The organism is Legionella jordanis (genome assembly GCF_900637635.1).
GTDB classification, from domain to species: domain Bacteria; phylum Pseudomonadota; class Gammaproteobacteria; order Legionellales; family Legionellaceae; genus Tatlockia; species Tatlockia jordanis.
This window is the reverse complement of sequence record NZ_LR134383.1, coordinates 493493-512830: the sequence shown is the minus strand read 5'-3', so window position 1 is coordinate 512830 and position 19338 is coordinate 493493. Positions and strand designations below refer to the sequence as shown.

The following is a 19338-nucleotide window of genomic DNA, read 5'->3' as shown; positions in this document are numbered from 1 at the left end:
AATTAATCTGCTAATTGTTGTAATATTTCAGCACCCTTCACTTTATAGCTTTCCAAGGTCTCAAGAGTGCAATTGTTTTTAAACGATTCAACAAAACCAAATTCTCTTAAACAATTTCGTTTGTATTTTGATATCCAGCCAATCGCTTTAAATGTGTCATTGAACTTACGACGCAATTCAGCGATACATTCTTGCGGTGTTTGGGCATTTTTAAATTTCCAGATAGGCTCGTGATGAAACAAGCGATTTCTAATCAACCTTATTTCCTCAAATCGCTTGGAAATATTCTTTCTATCATCATGCCCTCTTGCATAATGGGGGAAAACCGAAGGAATTAAGTCAGGCCATAGTCGGTTTGGATTAAATTGATCAGTGTATGTTTTTTGTTTTATTAAATTTGTCCAAAATCCAAATGTTAATCCTGCAACAATGTCTGACGCTGTTACTTGCCCAAATCTGCGATGTAAATCGCTTTTGGTATCTTCAAGAATTGATTTTGACTTACCATCAGTTACAACGATATCGAACCAAAATTCATTTTCAAATTTCTTGGTGGCTGCGTGGTGAATTGAATTACGTAATGCAACTTCTACTGAATGTATGAAGGGATAAAATGCTTGGCTTATCAATAAATTCCAATGATAAGCTCCTATGATATCCGTATCCACTTTGTTTGGACATAATATTTCATAGCTTGTAAGCCTATCTATTGATAATGCACTTATATATTCTTTCATACACAGTCCTGTTGCATCAAATTAGTATGGTTATCCAAAAAACAACCAGAAAAATTTGACATATCCACGTAAAATGACTCATAATTATACCGTAAGCTTTTAGGGATCCGCGAAAGCGCCCCTTTTAGCAGTTGACCAAGAACCACCTTTTCGGTGGTTTTTTGGTTTATAGCACCCGTGAAATTCTTCTACTGGTTAATCCTTGCTTTTTTAATACCCTAGACTTTATCATAGTTAATATCACATTCATGTAATAAAAATCCTATTTTTGAATTACAGGGTGCATGTAGGGTGCATTCTCATTGTGGAATGTAACATAACAATATATCACTGTACATCATAAAAATGCCTTTAACCCCCATAATACAAGGAGTTATTGTTCATAGAGATGTATAGAAATACATTAAGAAACAATCGGGATCGCCTTCGGGAGGCAGGGGTCGCAGGTTCAACTCCTGTCACTCCGACCATATTAAAAGAATTGAAGCCTTTTCTTTGCTCCTTGAATTCATGGCTAATTAACTGAATCCGCTCTGATGTTGTGATTTCTATTTAGTGATAGTGAATCTGCATCATCGGATCAGGTTCATAACCATCCAGATCATCAAAGGACACATACAAACACCACTCCTATAACTATAAAAGCAGCAGGTAATGGTTCAATATAGATTTATATTAGTAAATAGCTCATCTTCAAAGACGGTTATTTATTATCAGTATTATTCTCCTTATGGCTTTGCATACTGACGAAGAGCTAATCGGACTGGAGCTCGAAATACATTAACAACACGGGGAGCATTTCAGGTCATGAGCACTGAGGTCAATTGCTATCCTCCAGTCCAGTTCTAAAACCTTTGATTAATAGAATGGGCATACTATTCTTTACTGTTAGGAGGTTATGCAATCAAGGATCAGACAATGGGATTACAAAATAGCATAAAAGTTAGGGCTGCCATCGTTTTCCGGCACATTTCTCAATCAACGACTTCCTGTTTAATAGCCATGACAAAAGGCAACCTGGACTCATTAACCCTGCACCACTGGAAAATTGCTCTCCTAACAGGAATAGGAAGCGGCCTAATCAGTTTATTGGCCTCTTTGGGTGACCTGGTAAGGTTTCAAACCTCACGCTGGGGTGTTGCTGTCATTGCTCTGGTTGGTACCACTATTGCGGATTATTTGAATCATTCCACCATCAAAGAAGCTCTATTGACGGGATTAGGAGCAGCCCTACTGTCTTGTCTCATCTCTTTAACCCCTGTGGATAAACTCATTAAGGAATTGCAACAAAATGATGGGGATACAGTCGATTAGTAATCCTTTAAGACCCCAAAATGCGCGGAATTAACATAAGGACGTTCGCTGCACATCTTTAAATCACCATTCTTAATCACAGGTTTAAGAATAGTGATTTAATGAAGATGAGTTTTATTTTTTAATGATTTCAAGCCCATTCATATAGGGTTTCAAGGCATCAGGAACTCGAATGGAGCCGTCACTGTTTTGATAATTTTCAAGTATGGCTACTAAAGTCCGACCGATTGCAAGGCCTGAACCGTTCAAAGTATGCACGAGCTCCGTTTCTCTTGTTTCTGTTTGCCGATATCGTGCCTTCATGCGCCTGGCTTGAAATGCCTCCATGTTCGAGCAGGAAGAAATTTCGCGATAGGTGTTTTGGCTAGGCAGCCAAACCTCCAGATCATAAGTTTTTGCAGAACCTGCACCCAAATCTCCTGTACATAATGAAACCACTCGATAAGGCAGATTCAATCTCTGTAAGATAACTTCGGCATGTTTGGTTAGCTGCTCCAAAGCTTGATAGGAAGAATCAGGGGTCGTTATCCAAACCAATTCCACTTTTTCAAACTGATGCTGCCTTATCATTCCTTTGGTGTCTTTACCGTATGAACCCGCTTCACTGCGAAAACACGGTGAATGGCATACGTACCGTATAGGAAGCGTTTCTAAATCAAGGATGCAATCCCGCACTGTATTAGTAACAGGAATTTCTGCCGTTGACGTCAAATAATAATTTTCTTCGCCTTTAAGCTTAAATAAATCCGTTTCGAATTTAGGCAGTTGCCCTGTACCCAAGAGGCTGTCGGCATTCACGATATAGGGCACATAGATTTCCTGATAACCATGTTCTTGTGTGTGAATGTCTAGCATAAACTGGATTAATGCCCGATGCATTTTCGCTATTTGCTGTTTCATCACCACAAAGCGGCTGCCGGTAATTTTGGCTGCCAGTGCGAAATCCAATTGATTAAGCGCCTCTCCCAATTCATCATGCGATTTGACTGAAAAATCAAAAACGGGGACTTCACCCCAGCGGCGTACTTCCTGATTGTCATGCTCATCTTTACCTACCGGAACGGATGAATGCGGAATGTTGGGAAGAGTCAGTAACATTTGTTCAAGCTGAGCTAAGGTTTCCTCCAGCTCGGCCTTCTTACCATCCAGCTCCTGACCAATTCGGTTGACTTCCTCGCGCATGGGCTCAATGTTTTCACCCCGGGCTTTTGCTTGGCCTATAGCTTTCGAGCGTTGATTGCGTTCATTTTGCAAGGCTTGAGTGCTTACTTGCAGATTTTTTCTGCGCTCTTCAAGAACTTTAAAAACATTCACATCAAAATGAAAACCACGCTTTGCCAATTGCTCAGCAACTTGCTCTGGATAATCACGTAATAATTGAGAATCTAACATAGTTTACCCTTTTTATTCGGTCTAAATGATTTATGTTCTGCAGGAATGTTCTATATATCAAGTTCTGAAATGCGTTTGGAATTCAACTGCTGCAGAGGATTAAATTAAATCCGCATACCAATGCAATATTCGCCCGGCTTCAACTTTAGTTTTTAATGATTCGATAACCTTATCAATTTTCAGCTCCTCATCAAAAAACTCAATAATCATTGGTAAATCAAAATGGACATCCAAAATACTGGCCTGCCGATTCTTTCCACTGTGGCCATAACCTTTAACTCCGCGAAAAACAGTTGCGCCACCAATCATCTCCTGATGCAAAATATTATAGATTTCATTAATCAGTTGCGAGTCTTCGCTTAGGTAAATTCGGACAACCTTAACTCTCGTCATAGCAAATTCCCTATAAAACGACCACAGTTTATGCCTATGAGCGCCATTCCTAAAGCCCCAACATTATTAAGAATGATGTTCCCTATCGCCAGCATTGACTTACCATCCTGATAAAGAGCCCATGTTTCCCAGGAGAAGCTGGAAAAGGTAGTATAAGCTCCTAAAAAGCCCACCACCAAAAATAAACGCCAGTACTCTGCCTCTGTCAGGCGCTCGAGAATGAAGACCATAATGAAGCCGGCCAAAAAGGAGCCTACACAGTTGACTAATAGCGTACCAAAAGGAAAGCTTGCTCCAAACAACTTTTGCATTCCTCCTACTGAGGCAAATCGGGCTAAAGCGCCAATTGCACCGCCGAAAGCCACAGTAAGAAGCTGAGCCAGCATAGTTATCTCACAATGCCACGAGTTGATTGATTCAATGCATCAATCATTGGCAGTACTTCCGGACAGTCATGTTGCATCAGTTCCAGCTCCGAAACCGCTTGCTGAACGGTTAATCCTTTGCGAAAGATAATTTTATAGGCTCTGCGTAAATGATCGATGGTCGCGGAAGAAAATCCCCGACGTTTCAAACCCACTGTATTGATACCACATGCCGAGGTCATATGTCCTGCAATCATGACATAGGGAAGTACATCTTTGCTTACATAGGTAGCTCTTGCAATGAAAGCATAAGCCCCCACATGGCAAAATTGATGTATGGCAGCATAAGGTCCAATCGTGGCAAAATCATTGATCGTAACATGGCCTGATAAAGCAGCATGGTTAACCATAATGGTGTGGTTACCGATCATGCAGTCATGCCCTATATGAGCATAGGCCATTAAATAATTGCCATTGCCAATACGGGTAACTCCGCCTCCCTTTACCGTGCCTCGGCTTATCATGCAGTATTCACGTATGATATTGTTATCGCCAATTTCAAGTCTGGTCGGCTCACCTTTATAGGTAATGTCTTGGGGTTCGTCCCCTACCGAAGCAAATTGAAAAATTTTATTGTTTTTTCCAATCTTTGTGGGTCCTTGAATGACCACATAGGGGCCTATCCAGGTACCTTCGTCAATTTCTACATCAGCACCAATAAGAGTACCAGGACCTATAGAGACACCCTCGGCTATTTTTGCTGAAGGGTGAATTATTGCTCGTTCATCTATCACTTTTTAATTTCCTTTGATGCACTCAATAAATCTGCGGAGCAGGCGAGTTTATCACCTACGAATGCCTGACCTTCCATGCGCCAAAAACCTCTTTTTTCCCCGAGAAGTCTCACTTCAAGCCTCAGCTGATCGCCTGGAGTGACTATTTGTTTAAACCTTGCGTTGTCAATACCTGCAAAATAATAGAGGAACTCATGACCTTCACTCGGAGTTCTTGATAAACTCGATAAAACAGCCCCTGCCTGAGCTAATGCTTCAAGCATCAATACACCAGGCATGATGGGATTTCCAGGGAAATGGCCTACAAAAAATGGTTCATTCATTGTGACATTTTTAATGGCAACCAGATAATCCATCAGCTTGTAATCCAGAACCCTGTCAATCAGGATAAATGGGTAACGATGCGGCACTAATTCGAGTATTTTAGTTATGTTAATGACTTCACTCATGCATAATCTCTCATTATTCTTTATTGTGTTTTCCTAAACCGCGTATTCACGCTTAACGAGAAGGATCTACTTCTCGCTCAAGCTTAATCAATCTCGTAACATAGTCATCCAGACGGCGAAAGCGTGCTGCATTGCGACGCCATCTCCGGTGCTCACAAACCATCGTGCCTGAAGAATAAACACCAGATTGGTTCACCGATTTATGCACAGTCGACATGCCTGTAATTACTACGTTATCGGCTAAACGCACATGGGCAGACACACAGCTTGCACCTCCGATGATGCAGTCAGCTCCAATTTGTGCATAAGCACCGATAACCGCACAACCTGCAATGGCAGAATGCGGGCCAATAATAACATCATGTGCAATCATGACCAAATTATCGATGCGAACTCCGGTGGCGATGAAGGTATCTCCCATACCACCACGGCAAATCACTGAATTCGCTCCGACATGAACAGCCTCACCCAGGATTAAACCACCGAGTGCAGGACCCGTTAACCATTGACCTTGTGTTTTTAAGCTATTAAAAGGAGCCGCACCTAGAGTAGAGCCACTTTCAATGATCACCCGTTTGGCTATGCGCGTTCCACTATGGATGTGAACCCCATGATGGATCACGCAGCCGGAATCAATTTGTACATCTTCTTCAATTACGCAGTTTGCGCCAATTCGCACCTCATCACCAAGCTTAACCCCTTTTTTTATTACCGAGTGCTCAGCAATGCTAATGGCTTTTCCAAGCTCTGCTGAAGAAGAGATCAATGCGGATGGATGAATTCCTGCCTCAAATTGTGATGGCTTGTCAAACCAGGAGGCAACTAAATGAATGCTGGGTAAAGGCTCAGGCACAATAATGCAATTGCCGGGTGCATACGACGCATGGCTCTCCCTCACTAAAACAGCCCCTGCGTTAGTCCAATGCAAAACATCAAGTAAAGCAGGGTTATCAAAAAAGGAGAGATCGGTATGACTGGCACGGCTTAAAGAAGCCACTCCTTGAATGACGTGATCGGGTTTACCCAATAAAGTGCCATTCAAGAAGTCAGCTATTTCTGCTAGGTTATACACCTTGCTCAAACTATTAGTGAATTTCCTTTAAGACACTGTCAGTAATGTCCAATTGGGAAACGCTAAATGGAGTTGCATCTTTTTGCAAAATCAGATCATATTTATCAGTTTCTGCAACTTTATTGATGGCTTTGCGTATTTTGCTGTAGAGCTCTTCCATTGCTTCATTATGCGCGGTGCTTAATTCTTGCTGATATTGCTGCCCTTCTCGCTCAAAGGTTCTTTGGGCAGTAACAATTTTCTTTTCCATGTCTTTTTTCTGAGTTTGGCTCATAACAGTGCTGTCACGCTTGAACTTTTCCATGTCCTTTTTCAGGCTTTCTTCCATTGCAACCAATTTATCGCGACGAGGTTTGAAATCCTTCTCAAGCTTTTCTTGGATTGCTTTCATTTGGCTTGAGGTTTGCATAATTTTCTGCAAATCAACAACACCAATTTTAGCTGGATCAGCAAACGCATTGACACCGCCGAAAAGAAGTGCAAAAGCAACCAAAACCCCACTCAAACGCTTCATTATTAAATCTCCTAATTAAAAGTCCCGATGCTAGCATAATTCAAACAAGGTTGCGATAGCGTGCAAATTAAAATCCTGACGACAGAGTAAACTGGAAGATTTGTTGATTATCCAGGGGTTGTTTATTCAAGGGTTTGGCAACGCTGAAAGCCAACGGGCCAAACGGTGAACGCCACTCAACTCCCAGACCCGCAGAGTAGCGAATAGGTCCCTCGCCAAAACCGGTTAAATAATAAGGTGTACCCTTGGCAAATACGTTACCTGCATCAGCAAAAAGGGTAGTTCTTACCGTATCTCGGCTTAGCGGATAAGGAAGGATAAGTCCTGCGCTACCGTTTACCAGGAAGTTACCACCGATGGCGTTCCCATGGTTGTCTTGAGGCCCTAATGAGTAACTGGCATAACCGCGAACCTGCCCTGGTGTAGTAATACCCCCGGCGTAATAGTTTTCAAAGAAAGGTAAGCCATTTCCATTGAAGGAATTTCCGTAGCCAACGTTGCCTAACAGGGTAAAAATAAAACCCTTAACCAACGGGTGATACATACGGGCCATGTAATTCGTTTTATAGTAGGACAACGAGTCCGACGCTGCAGGAAGTGCAACCAAAGCACTTAATTGTTGATTCCAACCTCGTGTAGGGAATGGAAATTGATCATAGCTATTTCGGTTCCAACCGGTTGTCAAGCGAAGCTCATGAAAATCTCGACCAAATTGATTGACGAAGTTGATAATGGGAATGACCGATCCTGCTGATTTAATTTGCAAGTCCTGGTAACCATAGCCTAACTGAAAACTGCTCTTTTCCGACAAAAGAATGTTGTAATTCACATCCAAACCAAAGCGATCGGAGGAATAGGCCGAAACATCCAGCTTCTTCGGATCAATGGTTTGATAATAGAAATTTAAACCGCGCCCTACTCCCGTATTGGTGTAGAAAGGATTGTAATAGCTAACGGAGTAATCCTGCCCCCAGTAGCTGGCATTAAATCCTAAGCCCAGGGAACGGCCAGTACCCATAAAATTATGTTGGTTAAACGAAGCGTTGAATGTAGGTCCATTGGTACCGTAGCCTAAAGAAGCAGAGGCTTCAGCGGAAGGAGCTTCTTCAACTTCTACATCCAAATCCACCTGATTGTTTGTTCCTGGAACCGGAGTGGTTTTTACATTTACGTTTTTTAAATAACCAAGAAGACGCATTTGCCTTTCTGATTCTTTAATATTATGAAGAGACAAAAGACTGCCCTCATCCTGACGAATCACACTGCGCAACACATAATCGCCAGTTTTGGTGTTCCCGTGGAAATTAATGCGGCGCACATACACATGCCGTCCAGGATCAACGATAAACGTAATAAAAACGGTTTTGTTGTTTTCATCAATTCGAGGCTCTGCGTTAATGGCTGGGAAACCATAGCCAATATCACCTAAAGCCAGTCCAATGGCAGAAATGCTTTCTGTTACCTTTTTACGAGAGAAAATATCGCCTTGTTTCACTTGGACCAAAGAATCGATTTTTTCTTTAGGTAAAATGGTCTTGCCCACTATCGTGTAACCTGCAAATCGATATTGTGGCCCTTCTTCCACCTGAATGTTTATAAATACATCTTTTTTATCAGGAGAGAGCAACACTTGCGAAGAAACGATTCTAAATTTGAGATATCCCCGGTCAAGATAAAATGAACGAAGAGCTTCTAAAGAAGCGTCCATCGCAGGCTTTGAGTATTGATCTTTCTTGGTAAAATAAGTGAAAACGCTGCTCTCGCTGAGCGACATCTCGGGCATCAATTCACTTTTTGAGAAATCGTGGTTACCAATAAATTTGATTTCTTTAATACGTGAAACCCGTCCTTCTGAAATGCCGATGTTGATGGCCACGCGATTTTCAGTCAATGACGTCACGTTGGTTTCGATGCGGGCATTGTATTTACCACGGGCTGTATATGCTTGTTTTAATTCCTTTTCCAATCTTTCCAAGGATGAACGTTGAAACACCCGCCCCTTTACCAATCCCATCTGCTTAAGTAATTCTTTCAGTTTATCCGAAGGTATTTCTTTATTACCGGTTACTGAAATGGAACCGATGGTGGCTCGTTCAACGACGTTGACGATTAAGGTGTTACCTTGACGCTCCAAGGAAACGGATTGAAAGAAACCAGTATCGTATAAGGCTTTGATAATTTGCGCTGTTGAGCTTGGCTCCAGCTCTTCGCCGACTTGCACAGGCAAATAATTCAATACCGTACCCGTGCTTACTCGTTGTAAACCAGTAACCTTGATGTCTCGAACGATAAATCCTTCAGCCGCATGCAGCTGAATGGACCAAGATAACATTGTTGAACAACAAACACCCAAAACTAATTTTCTACTGACTTTCTTCATTATTATTTTACGTCCAGGACCACGGAATAAACTCTGGAGACAAAATCCAGCAAAATAAAATTGTCACCCCTTTTATAGGAACTGACTGACCCTGTCAAGAAATCAATCCTTTAAAATTTTGCTCTTTTTAAATCAAATTGCATAAGGAGATATGATTTTCGAGCGATATAAAAGACAAACTGAATAAAATCAATTCACTAGCCTCATTCTCCTTTTGCCTAAGGAAAACATCTTTCCTCACGGCTGAGCTTTTATCAAAGGAAACGATGGATCCATAATTGAACCCCAATAGTCTGAGTTTTAGCTAATGAGACGAGACAAGTCATTACTTAGTGCCAACACCATCAAGACAGCCAAAAAAACCAAGCCCAAATAAATTCCTAGAGACCTAATTTCATCAGACAGAGGCTTTCCTCTAACAATTTCAAACAAATAATATAAAAGATGGCCACCATCGAGCATAGGAATCGGCAAAAGATTAAGAACACCAAGACTAATGCTGACCAGAGCCAAAAACGACAGGTAATACGCTAGCCCACTGCGGGCAGATTCTCCAGCTCCTTGCGCAATCCCAACAGGGCCACTAATGCTTTTAAGTCCCAGTTTTCCAGTCGCTAAACGACCAATTAAAGAGAACGTAGCGCCAGTTAATTCAGTGGTTTGCATGAGAGCTGTACCTACAGCCTCTATGGGTCCCTGTCTTTGAACACGCAGCCATTTTGAAGGCCAATCCACCTTTTCAGAGCGTAAGCCCAAAAATCCCTGCTGTTGGCCATCCTGACCCTCTTTAGCAGCAATTTGTACAGTCAAATTGAGCTGTTTTCCTTGCCTTTTAATCGACAAATCCAAGGCGCCTCCAGGATGCAGTCTTACGTAGTTAACCAGATCAAGCCAGTCATGAACCGGTTTATTATTCATCGTTTGAATGAAATCACCCGCTTTGATACCAACTGCAGCAGCCGGTGAGTTTTCCACAACCTCACCAACAATGGGAGGAACACTGGGAATAAAAGGCACTATTCCCAAACTGCCCAACGGATCGGGATTCTTAGTATTTAGATTCCAATCTTCCAGGGGCAAATGGAGTGTTTTAATTGTGCCATTTTCAAGAGACTTGACTTTAAGTTTAATTGATTCTGAACTGCCAAGGAGCGGCATTAAAGCAAATTGGAAATCGCGCCAACTTGAAATATTTTTATCGTTCAAGCTTACAATTTCTTCTTTTGCTTGAAGCCCAGCTTGCGCAGCTATGCTTCCGGGTTTCACCTCATCAATCATTGGCGCTAAGGACTTAATGCCAATGATCAATACAAGCCACAAGGCTAAAAAGGCAAACAGGAAATTAAACAATGGCCCTGCTATGACAATGAGAATGCGGGCCCATACTGATTTATTGTTAAAGGCCAGGTGGCGCTCATGCGCTGCTACTTCCTCTTCATTTTCATCGAGCATTTTGACATAGCCGCCCAGAGGAAATAACGACCAGGCGTATTCGGTCCCCTTTTTATCGTGCCAGCGAGCGAGCACTTTGCCAAAACCAAAAGAAAAGCGAAGAACCTTAACACCGCATAATCGGGCCATCAGGAAGTGTCCATATTCATGAACAGTAACCAAAACAAATAAGGCCAGAAAAAAATAAAATAGCGTCAGCAGCATAATTATAATCCAGGCGCTAAAACCATTAAGCCACAATAGAATACGGGGGAGGCTGCTAATAGACTATCCAAACGATCCAATATGCCTCCATGACCCGGTAAAATGTTCCCGGTATCTTTCAGTTTAGCTCTTCTTTTCAGAATGCTAATGAATAAATCCCCAACCACTGAAATTAAAGTTGTAATTATCGCAATAATAAACCAATTTAAAGGCTGCACAGGACGAAAATACAAGTAACCTACTAAGGCTACGAGCATGGACAGTAAAAAACCGCCCAAAGTTCCTTCAATTGTTTTACCAGGACTAACCAGGGGAATTAATTTGTGCTTGCCCCATTGCTTCCCAACCAAATACGCGCCGATATCGGCTGCCCACACTAGAAGAAGCAAATAAAGAATCAATACTTTTCCTTGATTCATCGCATGGATAGTAATCAAGCTTTCTGCAAAAACAGCTAAAACAATGAATCCGACTAAGCCTATAACCAGAGGAAAACCCCAAGCGATTTGTGACTTGGGAAAGGTTAGTTCAGCAATAAAAATGAAAGCCCAAAGAATCAAATTGACAGTAAGCCAATACTCAAAACCATAATGCGCGAGCCAAACAAAAACTAAAGTCAATACTATGTATGCCAGTCTTAACCATGCTGTTTGCAGGGGTATTAAAGACAGCCATTCTTGGGCACAACCCCAGATTAACAACAATATAATGCTCGTAAAAACGATATTATTCCCATAAAAAAGAATGATAAGAACTAAAGGAACGAGAATCAGTGTTGTTAAAAGTCGCTGTCTAAACATATTATCCCTTTCCTATTTGCTGGGAAGTTTTGCCATAGCGCCGTTCGCGTTGGCTGAAACTATCCAATGCTTTTCTAAACTCTTCGACGTTGAAATCAGGCCAATGGATGTCAGTAAAATGCAATTCCGTGTATGCCAATTGCCAGAGGAAAAAATTGCTGATCCTTTGCTCACCACTGGTACGAATAAACAAATCTGGATCAGGCAAATCATGTGTGCTCAATGCATTACTTATCAGAGATTCATCAATGTCTTCTGGCTTCAATTGTCCTGCAAGGATCTGTCTCGCAATGGTTTTTGTAGCCTGTACAATATCCCATTTCCCGCCGTAGTTGACAACTACGTTCAGCGTTAAACGATTATTTTCAGCGGTTAATTTTTCTGCAGCCTGCATTTGCTCTTGCAGTTTTTGTGAAAGACCATTTCTGTCGCCAGTAAATCGCAGGCGAATTCCGTGTTGATGCAACTCTTTGACTTCGTGACCAAGTGCATCAATGAAGAGTTGCATTAAAAACTCCACCTCGTTGCTTGGGCGAGACCAATTTTCACTGCTGAATGCAAAGAGACTCAAAATCGGTATGCCGGTTTCCAGACAACAACGAATGACCGTTTTTACTGCCTCAACCCCAGCACGATGCCCTTCCACTCTGAGCAAACCACGACTTAAAGCCCATCGACCATTGCCATCCATAACAATGGCAATGTGTTTAGGTAGTATTTCAGTCAACCGAAGCACCCAATCATAAAAATGGGGGATAGTCTAACCTCTTTGAGGAAAAATATTAAGTAGCAATCTCTTTTCGATGAGCTCTTAAATTAGAGCCATGGGTAAATTTACCCATAACATTTCAGCACCAAAAGATTTAGAATTGACCAAATTGTATATAGATTTATTATTGAGAGACGAACATGCCCAGTGTCTTAGATTCATACATTGAACGTCTTCGAGGTGGAGATATTGCCAGTTTTCTTAGCTATCCGAATGAACTGATAAAAAAATACGGCAATATTTTAGCTCAAAAACCAGAACTCATGTCATTGGCTACCCTGCATGAACTTCTCATTAGCGACAAGGTCCAAGAATTGGATTTAGTAGCCGCATTCAATATGCAAATGCTCATGGAGCAATTAAGGGAACAATGTTCCCCTAATGGCAATGTCATGCATTCCAAAGCCGATCGCTTCTACAACACCGCCATAGGACGGCTACAGAAATTCATTAGCCATTTAGAAGACGTTTTATTGTATAAACATTACAAAAAAGACGAGTTAATTGAGCATTTAAGGCAAGAAAATTTTTTATTATCTGAACCAACTATCAATAAGCTTCGGGAAGAAAACCGAGTCAGCAGAGATGAGGTGTATCAGTATAAAGCCTCGTTAAACATTCCAAGAAGCAGAGATATAGAAAACTATAAGCAAGCTAATGCTGGCTATAAAACTTATGTCCAGCGCTTTCGTAATAAACTGATCCATTGCGCCTTAGACGACAGTTTCAATGAAGCTGAACGTGATTCGTTTTCACAAATTTATTATGGCGACTCAACGACAATTCCTCGGAAATGGCAGCATTATGTAGAGATAGTGAAAGCATTTCTGGATAAGGCACCAACTCAAAGCTCATTTACTTTGTTCAAACATTCCAATACGGCTTTTCCTAAAGTTTTAAAGGAAAAATTCATCTCATTACTTGAAGATGCAAAGATCAGAAATCAACAATTAGCGGTTATGTTGGCGCTGCTTACTGCTTTAAAATGTTCAAATCTCTCAACTTTGGCTGAAGCTTTGGCAGTACAATTGGGTTTTAAGAATCTAGTGGGTTTAAAAACCGAACTGGACCTCATGATGCAGCGTTTGGATTCAGTTATGAGAGATTCGATCACCCCTTTAGTTATTGAGCTCGCTGACCCTAAACAGTCAGCTGTTGAATTAAAAAAAGATTTAAAAAGATTGAGTAAAGTGGCTCGCTTCCCTGAAGAAGTCAAACAAAGCCAAGATAATCAATCAAGCCTTAAGGAAACGCATATTTCGCAAGAAGATCATCATCGCATTATTGCTATAATGGCTGAAATTGAAGGCGGGGAGAGTACAAACGAGAAGTTATTCAAGAACATTGCCGGTTTAATTCATGAACTGAATAGACAAAGCCAGGATAAAAATTCCAATGAATATCAACTGTGCCTATTTATTATCCGGGTCATGCAGCAGCATCCTGAAACATCTCATTTGACGACAAATGAACAAAATTCCATCTTTTTGTATGTGCGGGATAAATTTACTAAAAAATTATCAGCCACACAGATGAATGCGCTGCTTATGCTGAAACAAGACGATTTGGCTGTGCAAATCGGCAAAAAATTATCGAATTATTTTAATCGTCCCACACCAGCACTCTATGCTGAGTTTACAACCGAAGTATATCCGAATATCCGCGATTACATTGAACAAAGCAATTTCAAGGATCAGTTTAACCATTTTGGTTTTATTTACTTAGGGCCCTTAACTGAATATTTAAAAACCAGTTACTTAGCTGAAGACTTCGATCCCAAACATCTGGGCGAGTTCATGATCACTCAGGTCAATCAATTTTTTGCCAGTAAGGCGGATGGAATACTGGAAAAATATTTGCGCTCAATGATGCGCCAACTACTTCATGATCATTTAGAAGACATGAGGATAGTAAATCCACTAGGAGAAACCATTGAACTTGATAATTCAATGAAAGCACAGATTGAAGCAGCGTTTATGTCTCATATCGATAAGCTTCCTGACTACCAATTTAAAGAATTGAAAAGTTTCATGCTGATGATTAAACCTGAACGTGCGATTCCATATTTCCAACAAAAGGTCAACAATGGTATTAACCAATTTCTGCGCAAACATCAACCGGATTTATTGGATGTTGAAGAAGCCAGGGAAATGAAACCTTAATCGACAACCCCTATCAAAGCTGCAAATAAACCAAAAGAGGATGGAAGCGAGTTTTATTTGCAGTTCCATTACCAATGACTGTTCTATTGAGCCAAATGAAATAACGCAAGGATAGCCAAGCCTGGCGACTCACAGGGATGTGAATATTTTTGCAAACAATCTTTTTGGATCTTAAAAGAAGTATATAATCTAACTTTTGATCTAAAGAGATTTTCATGAATAACAACACACCACTCGTCCTGGTTATTCTTGACGGTTGGGGATATCGGGAAGAACGAGCCAATAATGCCATTGCCTCTGCCAATACCCCCCAATGGGATGAATGGTGGAGTTCATGCCCTCATATTCTTCTGGACGCATCAGGCCACCAGGTTGGCTTGCCTGATAAACAAATGGGCAATTCAGAAGTGGGGCACATGCATATTGGCGCAGGCCGGGTTATTCCACAAGATTTTACCCGCATTAATGAAGCCATTGCCAGTGGCGAGTTTGCCAACAATCCAGTCTTTCTCGAGTTAATCCAGGACATGAAGCAACAAGGGAAGAATTTGCACGTCATGGGCTTACTCTCCTCAGGTGGAGTTCATAGTCATGAAAATCATCTATTTGCTTTTTTAGCCCTTTGCCATGAACTCGAATTCAACCAGGTTTGCTTGCATTTATTTTTGGATGGACGCGACACCCCGCCCCAGAGCGCGCTAGGCAGCATAGCGCTCCTCAAGCAAGTATTAGAAAAACATCCCATAGCTCAAATTTGTTCCATAACAGGAAGATATTTTGCAATGGATAGGGATCAACGATGGGAACGTCTTGCCCCTGTATATAAAATGCTTACTGAGGGAGAAAGCCATTATCAATTTGAAACCCCTGAAGCAGCCATTGAATTTTTTTATGCCGAAAATAAATTCGATGAATTTATTCCACCTACGGTAATTGCTGGTTTTGAACCGATTGAAGAAGGTGATGCCATCTTTTTCTTTAATTTTCGTGCCGATCGCGCCCGGCAGCTGACAAGGGCATTTATTGATGAGTCTTTTGACGGGTTCATTCGAGCGCACCAACCAGCTTTAGCTCATTTTGTTAGCATGACTCGCTACTCAAAACATTTGCTTACTGAATGCGCCTTTCCTCCCATGATACTACATAACACTTTGGGAGAGGTTTTAGCGAATGAAGGTTTGAGCCAGTTGCGAATCGCAGAAACTGAGAAATATGCGCATGTGACCTTTTTCTTTAGCGGTGGTTCTGAACAAATCTTTCCAAATGAGGATCGGATTCTTATCCCCTCCCCACCTGTTGCCACTTATGATTTGCTGCCCGAGATGAGTGCTCCGGCTCTTACCCGAACCTTAGTAAATGCCCTTGAAAGCGAAGCTTATGACGTAGTCATCTGCAATTACGCCAATGCCGATATGGTCGGACACACAGGTGACTTTAACGCCGCTGTAAAAGCCATTGAATGTTTGGATGAATGCTTAAAGGAAGTGGGGCAAGCGGTTTTAAATAAAGGGGGGGTGCTGCTTATTACAGCTGATCACGGCAATGCTGAAACCATGTTTGATGAACAAACGACCCAAGCACATACTGCGCATACGTCACAACCTGTCCCTTTACTCTTTATTGATGGTAAACGGCGCTTTCATTTCATACGGCAGGAGGGAAGTTTAATTGACATTGCCCCTACCATTCTGGCTTTATTGAATATTGAACAACCTTCTGAAATGACTGGACAAGCGTTATTGGTGGAAAATGAATGACAGCAATTAATAACAGACATTTCTTATTAAGCTGGTTCAATCTTTTTTTAATATTATGGCTTTGCATAACAGCTGATGTTTGGTCTGAAAATGTCAGCATCGTGCAAACAAGGACCAAACTGCAAAGGCTGGATAATGAAATCAGCCAACTAAAAAAAAATCTCTCCACGGTTAACGATAAAAGAGGAGCCTTAACCCTGGAGTTGGCCGAAACTGAAAAACAAATCAGTGAAGGAATTCGCCAGCTGCGGAAAACTCAAACTGAAATGTCATCCAAGCAGCAAAAGATTAAGCAACTGCAGCAAAATCTTAATGATTTGAATAATCAATTGGCCACTCAACAGAAATTACTGGCCGATCACGTACGCACGCGCTACCGAACGGGTGAGTACCAGCCCATTAAATGGCTTATTGATCAAGATGAACCCTATGCGATTAGCCGGCTTCTTACTTTTTACCAGTATCTCATCCAATCCAGGCAAAAAATAATTGACCAGATTGATTCAACCCGGCAAAGCATCACTTCAAATCAGGATTCGCTTAAGATTGAATTGGCCGAGCAGCAACGATTAGAAAATGACTTGAATAATCATCAAAAGGAATTAGAGCGCAACAAACAACATCATGAGCTGGTAATCCAATCCCTAAACAATGAAATTCAAACTAAGGAACACATTCTTGAAGAGTTTGAGCGCAATAAAACGAATCTGACGCGACTACTAGCCAATTTAGCCACTCAAAGCATGCAAACTCAAGCCACTAAACCATTCACCCAAATGCGCCGAAAATTGCCAAATCCAGTAACGGGGGAGAGAAAAGCCTTCCAGCGAATGAACCAGGGGGTGACATTTTTTGCCGTGGAAGGTACGCCTGTCACTGCCGTATACCCCGGCAAGGTTGTATTTAGCGATTGGCTTAATGGCTATGGCCTTTTATTAATAATTGATCATGGCCAAGGCTTTATGACACTCTATGCGCACAATCAATCTCTATTTAAATCAAAGGGAAGCATGGTGGCGCAGGGTGAGCAAATCGCTACCGTTGGCCACAGCGGCGGATTGAAACAAAACGGACTATACTTCGAAGTAAGACATCGAGGTAAAGCTATTCCAGCGCTTGATTGGTTGTCCTAGAGTTTTATTAAGCATAATAATGAGATTGAATTGACACGGGTTAATAAGTCAAGTACTTACTAACTTATTCTGAATAACTCTAATTAATATTCGAATTGCTTAACAGAACTCGCCTTGGCCTTGGCACTTATATTGCAATATACAATTATACCCGGAGCTGGCCGCTTGTTGCGCGCCATCCACCAAGGAGAACAGTATGCACCACAAACGGTTTTGTTATAAAGCATTAGTTGCTTTGCTGACAACTGTTTTAATCTTCCCAGCCACTGCTTTTACCGCGGAGGAAGAAACAAGCACCAGCGATGACAGCACAACTACCAAACAGATTCCAATGGAAGATGTTCAACGCTTTTCCAATGCTATTAGCCAAATCAAAAAATACTATGTAAAACCGGTTGATGATAAAGAGCTTTTTGATAATGCTATTCGGGGCATGTTAAATGGTCTTGATCCTCACTCAACTTACCTGGATGAAGATTCCTTTAAGGAATTGCAAACCGCAACCAGCGGCGAGTTTGGTGGTTTAGGTATTGAAGTTACAATGGAAGATGGCGTGGTCAAAGTGGTCACTCCATTAGTGGACACTCCCGCATATAAGGCCGGAATCAAGGCTGGTGACTACATCATCAAATTGGGAAGCCAATCCGTTCAAGGCATTAGCCTTAAAGAGGCCGTTGATTTGATGAGGGGTAAAGAAGGAACTACTCTGGACTTAACGATTCTTCGCAAAGGCGAAAGTAAGCCTCTGGTCTTTTCTCTTGTACGAGAAAAAATCATGATAAAAAGCGTAAAAAGCAAATTACTGGATGATGGCTATGGTTATATACGTTTGAGTCAGTTTCAAGCCATGACTGGGGATGATATGGAAAAAGCCATCGCCCAATTAAAACAAGAAGCTGGAGGCAAACTAAAGGGCCTAATCCTTGATTTACGTAACAACCCTGGTGGATTATTGGACTCAGCCATCCAGGTATCTGATGCTTTCCTGGATTCCAATAATAATGGCAAACCTGAACTGATCGTCTACACACAAGGCCGATTACCGGGTTCAAAATTTACTGCTCTGGCTAATCCTGGTGATATTTTAAATAATGCACCCATGGTGGTTTTGATCAATAATGGCTCAGCCTCTGCTTCTGAAATCGTTGCCGGTGCGCTTAAAGACAACAAACGTGCAATAATTTTAGGCACACAAAGCTTTGGCAAAGGATCCGTGCAAACTGTTTTGCCTCTTGATGACAAGCGTGGTATTAAATTGACCACAGCCTTATACTACACTCCGTCAGGCACTTCAATTCAGGCGAAAGGGATTACTCCAGATATCGTTGTCGAAGAGATCTCTGTACCCAAAGAGAAAGCTGCTGACAAAAGCGATGCCTTCGCCGGTTTCAGTGAAGCAGACTTAAGCGGACATTTGCAAAATAAGGACAAAGTCGAGCAAAACAATCAATTGGCAGTGAAAGACGATGCCGGTTTGCTTCATGAGGATTACCAATTGTATGCGGCCTTGACCATCCTTAAAGGTTTAGCAGTCGCCAAACGCTAATCAGTCCCTTTTAAAAGTCACAGAGTTTAATCTGTGACTTTTTGTTTAAACCCTGAGCTCATCCTGCAAATTTTTGAAAGCGCTGTCAAATCGGTAACCAAACTT

Annotated in this window: 17 protein-coding genes; 5 read left to right on the top strand and 12 right to left on the bottom strand. The window is 41.6% G+C overall.

The window, feature by feature from the left end:
* Positions 1-2: 2 nt before the first annotated feature.
* Positions 3-737 carry an Abi family protein gene (locus tag EL203_RS02390; RefSeq protein WP_058471089.1) on the bottom strand — a complete coding sequence of 245 codons (735 nt, stop codon included), beginning with the start codon at positions 735-737 and terminating at the stop codon, positions 3-5.
* A 918-nt stretch (positions 738-1655) separates the two neighbouring features.
* Between EL203_RS02390 and EL203_RS02385 the strand changes: the two genes are divergently transcribed.
* Positions 1656-2051: a hypothetical protein gene (locus tag EL203_RS02385; RefSeq protein WP_058471090.1), complete on the top strand. Its 396-nt coding sequence runs from the start codon at positions 1656-1658 to the stop codon at positions 2049-2051.
* Positions 2052-2165: 114 nt separating this feature from the next.
* On the opposite strand, the gene serS is transcribed toward EL203_RS02385, so the two are convergent.
* The 11 genes from serS to uppS all read right to left on the bottom strand — a co-directional run bounded on the left by serS (position 2166) and on the right by uppS (position 12557).
* On the bottom strand, positions 2166-3443 hold the full coding sequence (serS, locus tag EL203_RS02380) for a serine--tRNA ligase (protein WP_058471091.1): 1278 nt from the start codon (positions 3441-3443) through the stop codon (positions 2166-2168).
* Positions 3444-3542: 99 nt separating this feature from the next.
* Complete coding sequence (locus tag EL203_RS02375) at positions 3543-3836, bottom strand: DUF190 domain-containing protein (protein WP_058471092.1); 294 nt, start codon at positions 3834-3836, stop codon at positions 3543-3545.
* A complete protein-coding gene (gene crcB / locus EL203_RS02370; protein WP_058471093.1) occupies positions 3833-4222 on the bottom strand; it encodes a fluoride efflux transporter CrcB in 390 nt (129 codons plus the stop codon). The genes EL203_RS02375 and crcB overlap by 4 nt, the downstream gene beginning before the upstream one ends.
* A 2-nt stretch (positions 4223-4224) precedes the next feature.
* Positions 4225-4995 carry an acyl-ACP--UDP-N-acetylglucosamine O-acyltransferase gene (lpxA, locus tag EL203_RS02365; protein ID WP_058471094.1) on the bottom strand — a complete coding sequence of 257 codons (771 nt, stop codon included), beginning with the start codon at positions 4993-4995 and terminating at the stop codon, positions 4225-4227.
* Complete coding sequence (gene fabZ, locus EL203_RS02360) at positions 4992-5444, bottom strand: 3-hydroxyacyl-ACP dehydratase FabZ (protein ID WP_058471095.1); 453 nt, start codon at positions 5442-5444, stop codon at positions 4992-4994. Before fabZ ends, lpxA begins: the two co-directional genes overlap by 4 nt.
* 52 nt (positions 5445-5496) lie before the next feature.
* Positions 5497-6516: a UDP-3-O-(3-hydroxymyristoyl)glucosamine N-acyltransferase gene (lpxD, locus tag EL203_RS02355; protein WP_058471096.1), complete on the bottom strand. Its 1020-nt coding sequence runs from the start codon at positions 6514-6516 to the stop codon at positions 5497-5499.
* A gap of 13 nt (positions 6517-6529) precedes the next feature.
* Positions 6530-7030 carry an OmpH family outer membrane protein gene (locus EL203_RS02350; RefSeq protein ID WP_058471097.1) on the bottom strand — a complete coding sequence of 167 codons (501 nt, stop codon included), beginning with the start codon at positions 7028-7030 and terminating at the stop codon, positions 6530-6532.
* 67 nt (positions 7031-7097) lie between these two features.
* Positions 7098-9410 carry an outer membrane protein assembly factor BamA gene (gene bamA / locus EL203_RS02345; RefSeq protein WP_058471098.1) on the bottom strand — a complete coding sequence of 771 codons (2313 nt, stop codon included), beginning with the start codon at positions 9408-9410 and terminating at the stop codon, positions 7098-7100.
* Between the two features lie 300 nt (positions 9411-9710).
* On the bottom strand, positions 9711-11066 hold the full coding sequence (rseP, locus tag EL203_RS02340) for an RIP metalloprotease RseP (protein WP_058471099.1): 1356 nt from the start codon (positions 11064-11066) through the stop codon (positions 9711-9713).
* 2 nt (positions 11067-11068) lie between these two features.
* Positions 11069-11866 (bottom strand): phosphatidate cytidylyltransferase, encoded by a 798-nt coding sequence (locus EL203_RS02335; protein WP_058471100.1) that lies wholly within the window; start codon positions 11864-11866, stop codon positions 11069-11071.
* Between the two features lies 1 nt (position 11867).
* On the bottom strand, positions 11868-12557 hold the full coding sequence (uppS, locus tag EL203_RS02330) for a polyprenyl diphosphate synthase (RefSeq protein ID WP_375232624.1): 690 nt from the start codon (positions 12555-12557) through the stop codon (positions 11868-11870).
* Positions 12558-12775: 218 nt separating this feature from the next.
* Here uppS and EL203_RS02325 point away from each other — a divergent pair, with 218 nt between their 5' ends.
* From EL203_RS02325 to EL203_RS02310, 4 genes are all read left to right on the top strand, one after another.
* Positions 12776-14797, top strand: coding sequence for a hypothetical protein (locus tag EL203_RS02325; protein WP_058471102.1), 2022 nt, complete (start codon positions 12776-12778; stop codon positions 14795-14797).
* Between the two features lie 215 nt (positions 14798-15012).
* The gene (gpmI, locus tag EL203_RS02320) at positions 15013-16554 is read left to right on the top strand and encodes a 2,3-bisphosphoglycerate-independent phosphoglycerate mutase (RefSeq protein ID WP_058471104.1); all 1542 of its coding nucleotides are present in this window, start codon (positions 15013-15015) and stop codon (positions 16552-16554) included.
* Positions 16551-17687 carry a murein hydrolase activator EnvC family protein gene (locus tag EL203_RS02315; RefSeq protein ID WP_058471105.1) on the top strand — a complete coding sequence of 379 codons (1137 nt, stop codon included), beginning with the start codon at positions 16551-16553 and terminating at the stop codon, positions 17685-17687. The genes gpmI and EL203_RS02315 overlap by 4 nt, the downstream gene beginning before the upstream one ends.
* A 196-nt stretch (positions 17688-17883) precedes the next feature.
* Positions 17884-19233 carry a S41 family peptidase gene (locus tag EL203_RS02310; protein ID WP_058471106.1) on the top strand — a complete coding sequence of 450 codons (1350 nt, stop codon included), beginning with the start codon at positions 17884-17886 and terminating at the stop codon, positions 19231-19233.
* The last annotated feature ends 105 nt before the right edge of the window (positions 19234-19338 follow it).